The organism is Sporichthya polymorpha DSM 43042, from assembly GCF_000384115.1.
Classification (GTDB): Bacteria; Actinomycetota; Actinomycetes; order Sporichthyales; family Sporichthyaceae; genus Sporichthya; species Sporichthya polymorpha.
In genome coordinates this window covers 293,142-301,386 of sequence record NZ_KB913029.1, presented here as the reverse complement: position 1 = coordinate 301,386, position 8,245 = coordinate 293,142, and the positions used below count along the sequence as shown (strand labels likewise).

The following is an 8,245-nucleotide window of genomic DNA, read 5'->3' as shown; positions in this document are numbered from 1 at the left end:
CGTCGCCGCGGCCGTGGTGTTCGTCGTCGGGGGTGACGTAGCCGATGCCGGCGTGCAGGCGCACAGTGTTGTACTCGATCCGGACGCGGGTCATTTCGAGCTCGAGCTCGCCGGGGTCACGGATCTTCTCCAGGTGCGGCCATTCGCCCTTGATGTGGCTGAACAGCGATTCGATCCAGGCCTGATCACTCGGGGTGCCTGGGCGGCCGAAGCGTCGGGCGATCGCGCAGGCGGCGAGGAACTCGCGGGTGGTGTGCGAGCGCATCTGTGGGCCGTTGTCGCTCATGGCCAGCAGCACCGGGACGGCGTCGTCATCGAGAGCGTCGACCTCGGCGCTGCCGTCGCGCAGGGCGGCGAGTAGGCGGTGATCGATCAGGTCCGCGAGCCCGGCCTCGGTCAGCGCCTGGGTGAAGGCGACCTCGACCTGGGTCGAGGTCTCCTCGGTCGAGACCAGGGTGGTCATCCAGCGGCGGGAGACCACGTCGATGATCGCGACCGCGACCCGGCGGGCCAGGGTGAAGTGGGTGAAGTCGTAGCACCACACGACGTTTGGCTTCCACGCGACCCAGTCCGGCCACGGTGCCCGCACGACCGGTTCGCGGGCTGGTTTCCCTGGCAGGACAAGACCTTCGGCGCTCAGCGTGCGCAGCATCGTGGACTCCGAGACGTGCACGACGCCGAGGCGGGAGCCGCGGTGCGCGAGCTTGCGGTGCGAACGGTCGACCTCGCCCCACGCGTCGGCCAGGGCCACGATGGCTTCGCGTTCGGCGGGCAGCAGGCCGTGCACGCACCCGCCCGGGCGGGCATCGGTCAGTGCCCCGGCCTTGTCCCGCTCGCGCCAACGGTGCACCCGCTGGGCGTCGAGTCCGAGCAGCCGGCACGACTTCGCCGCCGGCCAGCCCTCGGTGCCGGCGTGCTCGATCAGGGCGAGCAGGCCGGCCTTGACAGGTGCCTCTACGCGGGCCGGGACCGGGCCGGCGTTCAGTCCCAACGCGCTTTTCCCTCGTGCAGGTGCAGGGCCACCGCCTGCTCGGTGATCGTGGCCCGCAGCCGCTCGTTCTCCGCCTTGAGCGCGGCCAGCTCGACCGACTCCCGGGACTGACCTGGCCGGCCCGGCACTGCAGCGGCCAGGGCATCGAGCGCGCCTTGTTTCGCGGTCCGGGCGATCGTGACGATCGTCGAGCGATCGACCCCGGCCTTGTCCGCGGCCTCGCGTTGGGTGAACTGCCCCGAAAGGAGCCCGACATAGATCTCGTACTTCTCGCTCGGCGCCAACCGGCGCCGTCGCTTGTTGCCCATCTTCGGATCGGACACCATCGCCGGCCTCCTGCCGGGTCAGGCGCACCGGTTCCTGGTTGGGTTTTTCTCCGGCCAGAACCCTCACGAACTCAGACGCAGACCACCGTCGCCGGTCGGGGCCGGGAGCGGGTCCGATTCCAGCCCGGCGGCGAGGATTCCCTTGATGGTCCGGTAGGACGGGTCCCCGGCCGCGAGGGCCTTGGCCGCGGCGGCTTCCAGGCTGAACTGGCCGTGCTTGTCAGCCAGGCCGAGCACCCCCTGGGCGGCCCGCTGCCGGAACAGGGCGTTGTCGACCAGCATGGTGGCCACCACCTCGGCCGTGGCCGGCCCGATCCGCCCGGCCTTCTCGCGGCACCAGGTCGGGGTGCGCATGTGAAAGGCGATCTTCTCCGGCAGGTAATGCCCCATGTCGGTGCGCTTGCCCCGCTCGAGGAAGGCGTGGGTGGCGATCAGCTCGCCGTCGGTGAAGATCTGCACCATCCCGTGGCCGCCGTCACCGGTGCCGTCGGCGGTGGTGCGGGTATCCACGGTGGCGCCGATGAACCGCCACGCACCGAATACAGGGTCCGGCCGATCTTGATGTGGATGTCGCCGCGCCGCTCGGGGAGCGCCGGGCCGACCCTGGCCCGTGACCAGTGCGCGAGCACGAACGGCGCGGCCGGCAACGGGGCCAGCGCCGGGGCCTCGAGCGCGGCGAACACCTTCCCCGGCGCCGCGCCCTCCAGTGGACGGCACGACCGCGTGCCGGGCGACCTCACTCGACCAGCGAACCGCCTCGGCCTGCATCGCGGCCAGGGAGGTGAAGGACCGGCCGCGGAAGAACGAGTCCCGGCAATACGGCATCGGCCGCTCGACCCGAGCCTTGTCCTTCGGCTTGGCCGCGCGGGCGGGGTCGATCAACACCCCGTAGTGGGCGGCGAGCTCGGCATAGGACCGGTTGATCTTCGGGTCATACAAGTCCGCGCGTTCGACTCCGGTGCGCAGGTTGTCCGGGACCAGGCGGGCTGGGACCCCACCGAAGAACGCGAACGCCTCGACATGCGCTCGCGTCCACGCCGCCTGATCCATCGTCAGGACCGGGCGCAGGAACATCATCCGCGAGCAGGCGAGCACCATCACGAACGCCCACACCCGCCGCACCCGCCCGCTCGCCGGATCCGTCCACGAGCCCAGATAGCCGTAGTCGATCTGCGCCTCCGAGCCCGGCGCCACCTCCCCGCGCAGCACCGTGACCCGCGAGCGGTTCACCTCCTCGGCCAGGTTCGCCGCGATCCAGCGCTTCAACGACGCGCACGAGGCCTCCAGGCCGTGCTCGTCGCGGAGCCGCTGATGGATCGTCCCCTTCGTGACCCCGGCTCTGAGTGACTCGACGATGTAGTCCCGGTGGGCCTCGATCGCCGGCCACGTCACTTGCCGCAGGCGCCCATCGACCAGGTCCGGGAACCAGCCCGCGACCAACGAGTCCCACACCGACAACGACCGCGTGGTGTCCCCGGGCACGATCCCGGCCGCGATCGCCGGAGCCAGATACTTCCGCACAGTCTTGCGATCCAGTCCCAGGCTGGCGGCCAGCTCGCTCTGCGAGCGGCCCGCATGCCAGTGGACCAGCAACTCGGTCACATCGACCATCGTGAACGTTCTCCTCGCCATCCAGGCTCCCCGCTCGGCACGACCCGACGGGCAGCAACAGTTCGATCTGCGAGGACCCCGAAGGTCACGCCACGCCGACCCCGACCTGGGGAATTACGTGAGCGCGACCCTGGGGAATTACGTGAGCGCCAACCCGCTCAACCTGGGGAATTACGTGAGCGCTGACAAGTTCTATCGAATCGACACCGCGCTGCGTGTGCCGACCCCGGGGTTGGATGCCTGGCGGCTGCGGGTGACCGGACTTGTCGACCAGCCCTTGTCGCTGACGTATGCCGAGTTAAGCGAACTGCCCCAGATCCAGGCTGATGTCACCCTCACCTGCGTCGGCAACCAGGTCGGTGGAGACCTGGTGGGAACAGCCCGGTGGCAGGGGGTGGTGCAGACTGTGCTCGATCGCGCCCAGGTCCGCGGCGTGGCCGACCAGCTCGTCGGTCGATCGACCGACGACTTCACGGCGGGCTTCCCGGTCGGGTTGGCCCGAGACGGCCGGCCGGCTCTGATCGCGCTCGGGATGAACGGGCAACCGCTTCCATTCGAGCACGGGTTCCCCGCGCGGCTTGTCGTCTCAGGGCTGTATGGCTACTGCTCGGCGACCAAGTGGCTGACCGAGATCGAACTCACCCGCTTCGACTCCTTCACGGCGTACTGGCGCCAGCGCGGATGGTCAGAGCCGGCGCCCATCGCCACCCAGGCCCGTATCGACACGCCCCGCAGTGAAGCCCGGCTGCGACCAGGGCCGGTGCAGGTGGGCGGCGTGGCCTGGTCGCAGCATCGTGGGATCCGAGCCGTGGAGGTGGCGATCGACGAAGGACCATGGATGCGCGCCGCCCTGGCGCGAGAACTGTCCGTCGACAGCTGGCGCCTGTGGACCTACACCTGGATGGCGACCCCGGGCCGCCACGTGCTCCGGGTCCGGGCTACCGACGGCTCGGGGACATTGCAACCGCAGGGGGAGAGACAACCCTTCCCTAGCGGCGCGAGCGGATGGCACACCATCGCAGTAACGATGACGTGAGCCAATGATGGGCGGGCATCCTTCGGACCTCAGAGGCTCAGAGAGGCCGCGGTCCGGGTAGCAGGCACCTCGCCGGGCGGATGTGGCTCGATCCCGAGCATACGGCCGAACGTGGTGAGCATGCGCGCCTCGCGTTCGGTGTCGGTTTCGGCCGCGAACCGCGCGAAACCGTCGGTCACCGCGACGAAGACGTCGATCAGGGCCTCGCGGTCGAAGTGCCGGATCCGGGGGTCGTCCGGGATGGCGTCGACGACATCGCCGAGCAACTCGCGTATGGCAGCGAGGGCCCGCCTGGCGGTGTCGCTCACCTCAGGGTGCCGTGCTTCCATGGGGAAATTGGCCAGGAGTCCAGCCACGTTCGGCCGCTGGCGGTTATGGCTGAGCGCGCTGAAGAGCAGCCGGGCGACAGCGTCCTCCAGCGTCACGCCACCGCGGACGTCGGTGAGAAACCGGGCTGCGAGTTGGCGGATCGCGCGCTCGCAGACGGCGGCGTACAGCTCGGCCTTCGACCCGTAGTAGTGATAGATGGCCCCTGCCGTCAGCCCGGCAACGGTCGCGATGTCCTGGTTGGTCGCGCTCGCATACCCCTTGAGGCTGAACTGGGCCTCCGCCGCATCCAAAAGTTGCTCGCGCGTGACTTCGGCCGTTGCGCCGACGCGACGGGCCATAGCTCCTCCACTTCGCGGGTTCCTAGCCACCCCAGTGCGAGGCGCGTTCCACGGCCCCATGGTGTCGAGATGGCCACGATCTTACATACCAATCAATTTATTCGCTCGCAGACCTTGTGTCCGGGGTAACATCCAGAGAACATACTGATTGCATAGTTAATTTCCGCCCTCGCCCTCCGGCCTGTCGGCCACGTCGAATGGACCTTCCAGATGCGTAGAACGAGTCGGTTGCGCTCATGTGCGGTGGTGTTGACCGCTGCGTCCCTGCTGATGACCGGCTGTGGAAGCCGTGAAGAGCGGATCACCGCGGGTGACCCGCAGGCCGTTCCTGGGGTCACCGACGGAAGCGCCGCGGTCCCGGCGTTGGCACGGCGCCCGCCGGCACTGACAGTGCCGTGCCGGGCGGCGGAACCGCCCGGACCGGGCAGACCGGGCAGACCGGGCAGACCGACGCCAAATCCGGCGGGGCCGCCCAGAAGCCGGCCGCCGTGGCCTGCAACCCGGCCGTCAACGGGCAGCCGATCAAGATCGGCGGTACCTTCCCGCTCTCGGGCCCCGTCGGGTTCCTCGGCAAGGCCGAACTCGCCGCCATCGACACCTACGCGAAATGGTTCAACAGCCGGGGCGGCTACTGCGGGCGCAAAATGGAAATCATCGCCCTCGACGACGGGATGGAGCCGACCCGCCAGCTGGCGAACATGCGCAAGCTGAACGAGGAATACAAGGTGCTGGCGGCCTCGACGATCCTGACCGTCGGCGTCGGCGACTACGTCACCCGCGCCAATCTTCCGGTGATCTCGCTGGGTGGCGCAATGGAGCAGTTCGGTGCCGAGCAGCCGACAGTGTTCCCGGCGCTGGGTTCGGCCTATCAGTTCACCGGCGCCTTCATTCGGGGCTTGCTGAACAACAAGACCATCGCCAAGGGCGACCGTGTGGCCCTGATGTACGACACGGAGATCTTCAACCTGGCACCGGTGAAGGACGACCTCGCGGAGCAATGGCGCAAGGCGGGCATGGAGGTGGTCAGCGTCGATGCGTTCAACCTGTCGAACCTGGACTGCACCGCCCTGCTGAACAAGATGCGCTCTCTGAACATCGACTACTGGGACTTCCAGAGCTTCGGCTGGACCTTGTGTGTCGCCGCCGCATCCCGGATCGGTTACAAGCCGAACAAGGCGTGGGGTGGCTGGACCGCCAGCTCAGCTGGTATCCCGGAGCTCGCCGGCCGCGCGGCCGACGGTGTGTGGCACGGAGGGGCCGTCCGGCTCGATCCGGAATACGTCAAGCTGATGAAGCTCTACCACCCGGCCGAATCCCGCACCGAGGCGGACCTCGCCGCCCCGCCGGCGATCGGTGCGTGGGCACTGATGGGCGAGCTCGAAAAGGCGCTCCGCGCAGGAGACGGCAACCTCACGCGGGATCAGCTCGTCAAGTCGCTCCAGGGCGTGACCAACTTGACCTTCATGGGCAAGCCGGTGAAGGTCAATTTCCGGCCCGACTGCAAGGGCGGAACCGTGCCGTCGCCCGGCTCGAGCTTCACGATGATCCAGTGGAAGTACGACGCCAGCACCGACCGGTTCAAGCGGGCGCCCATGGGCGGCGAGATCGGTGTCAACCCCTACATCGGTCCCTGCGACGCCGCCAAGCTCGCCACCGACAAGTACTAAAGGTCCTCGCCCCGGTCGCGCTGTCGCCTGAACACCGCGACGCGTCGCCTGAACACCGCGACGCGCGACCGGGGCCCTGTCCGGAACGCCCTACGTGATGGGGGGCTTCCGAAGCACCGGATGCGCTCCTCCGACGCCTTACGAAACGGACCTCTTTCATGCAGTGGGTCAACGCGATCATTGCTGGGATCTTCTCCGGCAGCGCGTATGCGCTGATCGGTATCAGCGTCACGCTGATGTACCGCTCCACGGGCACGCTTTCGCTGGCGCATGCGGCATTCGCTATGGTCGCGGCCTTCGTGTACTCGGACCTCACGATCGACAAGTCCTACGGCGTTTTCGCTGCGGCTGGGATCGCGCTCCTGGTCACCATCGTCTTCGGCCTGCTGGTGGAACGCCTCGTCATGCGGCCGGTGCGCAACGCGAGCCCGACAGCTCGTCTCATCGTAACCGTCGGTGTTCTCGGCGCCACGTCCGCCGCGATCCTGCTCATCTACGGCAGCCTGCCCTCCCGGGCGCCTCGGCTCTATGACGGCGGGGTCAACGTCGGTGACGAGATCTTCCTGGGCTATCAGGAACTGACCATCTTCGCTGCGGCGGCCGGCGGCGGGGTCGGCCTTGCGATCTTCCTCAAGCGGACCAGACTCGGGCGGGCGATCCGCGCCAACGCCGACAACGCCGACGTCGCGCGACTCATGGGAATTCCGGCGCGCCGGATCTCGCAGCTCAACTGGTTCATCGCGGCGCTGTCCTCCGGCGTAGCCGGGATCCTGATCGCGCCGTCCACGGTGGTCTCGGTGGGGACCTTCCCCCTGTTCGAACTGCGGGCGCTCGCCGCCGTGCTGTTCGCGGGGCTGGGTAGCCTGGTGCTCACCTTCGCCGGCGGCCTGGGTCTCGGCATCATCGAGAGCCTGACCGTTCAGGTGACGAGCGCCATCGGGGCGCAGGAGACGGTGACGCTGCTGGCCGTGGTGGCCATCCTCGTCCTGCGCAAGACCTGGTACACCGTCGACACCGACACGAGCCTCAGCCTGAGCCAGAGCTCGGGCGGGCCGGCTTGGGTACTGCGGATCCGTGACAGCCAGGCCCGGCGGCAGCTCCGCCCGGTCGCCCAAATCCTCGTGATCGCCCTGGTGGCCGTGACCGTCCTGCACGCGATCCAGCGCCCGAGCGAGTCCGAGTACTGGGCTTTCGTCTGGGCCGTCGCGATGTTCTACATGCTCCAGGGTGTCTCGCTCGTCCTGTTGTCCGGGTGGGGCGGACAGGTGACCCTGATGCAAGCGGCGTACGCGGGCATCGGTGCCTACGGCACGCTCTACCTGGTGAACGAGCGGGGGTGGCCGACGGAGTACGCCATGCTCGGCGCCATCCTGTTCGCCACCGTGGCGGGCGCTGTCGCCGGTCTGCCCGCGCTGCGGGTGACCGGCCCCCAGTTCGCCATTGTCTCCCTGGCCTTCGGGGCTTGGGCCAGCACGTTCCTGTTCACAAGGCCGGAACTGCAGGGAACCCTCCCGCGGGACACGTTGTTCGGTCTGGACATCACCCAGGAGCGAAAGCTCTATGTCCTCATCGCCGCCGCCACGGCACTGGTCTTTCTGGCGGCTTGGAACGTCCGGCGCTCGGTGTTCGGTACCTTCCTGCTCATCGCGCGTGACGAGCCGCTCCTCATCGCCCAGTTCGGCGGGTACGCGAGCCGGATCAAGATGGCCGCGTTCGTCATGGCCTCCGCCGTCGCGGGCTTGGGCGGAGCCATCTACGGCATCCTGCTCACCGGCTTCCGACCGACCGACTTCGCGGTCAATCTGTCGATCAATCTCCTGCTCTTCACCGTTGTCGGGGGCATCACGTCACTGGCGGGCGCCGTCATCGCCGGGCCGTTGTTCATCGTGCTGCCGGCCGTCATTCAGGGCACCGCCGACACCGGCAACGGGGCCCAGCGGACGCAG

The 8,245-nt window shown here is 68.4% G+C and carries 7 protein-coding genes; 3 read left to right on the top strand and 4 right to left on the bottom strand.

The genetic code is table 11. From position 1 onward, the window contains the following. The 3 genes from SPOPO_RS26975 to istA all read right to left on the bottom strand — a co-directional run. Positions 1–991, bottom strand: a 991-nt coding sequence (locus tag SPOPO_RS26975) for a DDE-type integrase/transposase/recombinase (RefSeq protein ID WP_019873026.1), incomplete at its 3' end; no start/stop codon positions are given. Further along, entirely contained in the window at positions 982–1,317 is a 336-nt protein-coding gene (locus SPOPO_RS0101555) for a hypothetical protein (RefSeq protein WP_019873025.1), read from the bottom strand. The genes SPOPO_RS0101555 and SPOPO_RS26975, both read right to left, overlap by 10 nt. 63 nt (positions 1,318–1,380) lie before the next feature. Next, positions 1,381–2,928, bottom strand: a complete 1,548-nt coding sequence (gene istA / locus SPOPO_RS31870) for an IS21 family transposase (protein ID WP_211210831.1) — start codon at positions 2,926–2,928, stop codon at positions 1,381–1,383. 118 nt (positions 2,929–3,046) lie between these two features. Here istA and SPOPO_RS26965 point away from each other — a divergent pair, with 118 nt between their 5' ends. Continuing rightward, positions 3,047–3,964 (top strand): molybdopterin-dependent oxidoreductase, encoded by a 918-nt coding sequence (locus tag SPOPO_RS26965; protein ID WP_019873024.1) that lies wholly within the window; start codon positions 3,047–3,049, stop codon positions 3,962–3,964. Positions 3,965–3,993: 29 nt separating this feature from the next. Here the strand turns inward: SPOPO_RS26965 and SPOPO_RS0101540 are convergent, their stop codons facing one another. After that, positions 3,994–4,632: a TetR/AcrR family transcriptional regulator gene (locus tag SPOPO_RS0101540; protein WP_019873023.1), complete on the bottom strand. Its 639-nt coding sequence runs from the start codon at positions 4,630–4,632 to the stop codon at positions 3,994–3,996. Positions 4,633–5,027: 395 nt separating this feature from the next. Here SPOPO_RS0101540 and SPOPO_RS0101535 point away from each other — a divergent pair, with 395 nt between their 5' ends. Both SPOPO_RS0101535 and SPOPO_RS0101530 read left to right on the top strand, forming a co-directional pair. Beyond that, complete coding sequence (locus tag SPOPO_RS0101535) at positions 5,028–6,299, top strand: ABC transporter substrate-binding protein (RefSeq protein ID WP_019873022.1); 1,272 nt, start codon at positions 5,028–5,030, stop codon at positions 6,297–6,299. Positions 6,300–6,457: 158 nt separating this feature from the next. Beyond that, on the top strand, positions 6,458–8,245 hold a 1,788-nt coding region (locus SPOPO_RS0101530; RefSeq protein WP_019873021.1), incomplete at its 3' end, for an ABC transporter permease.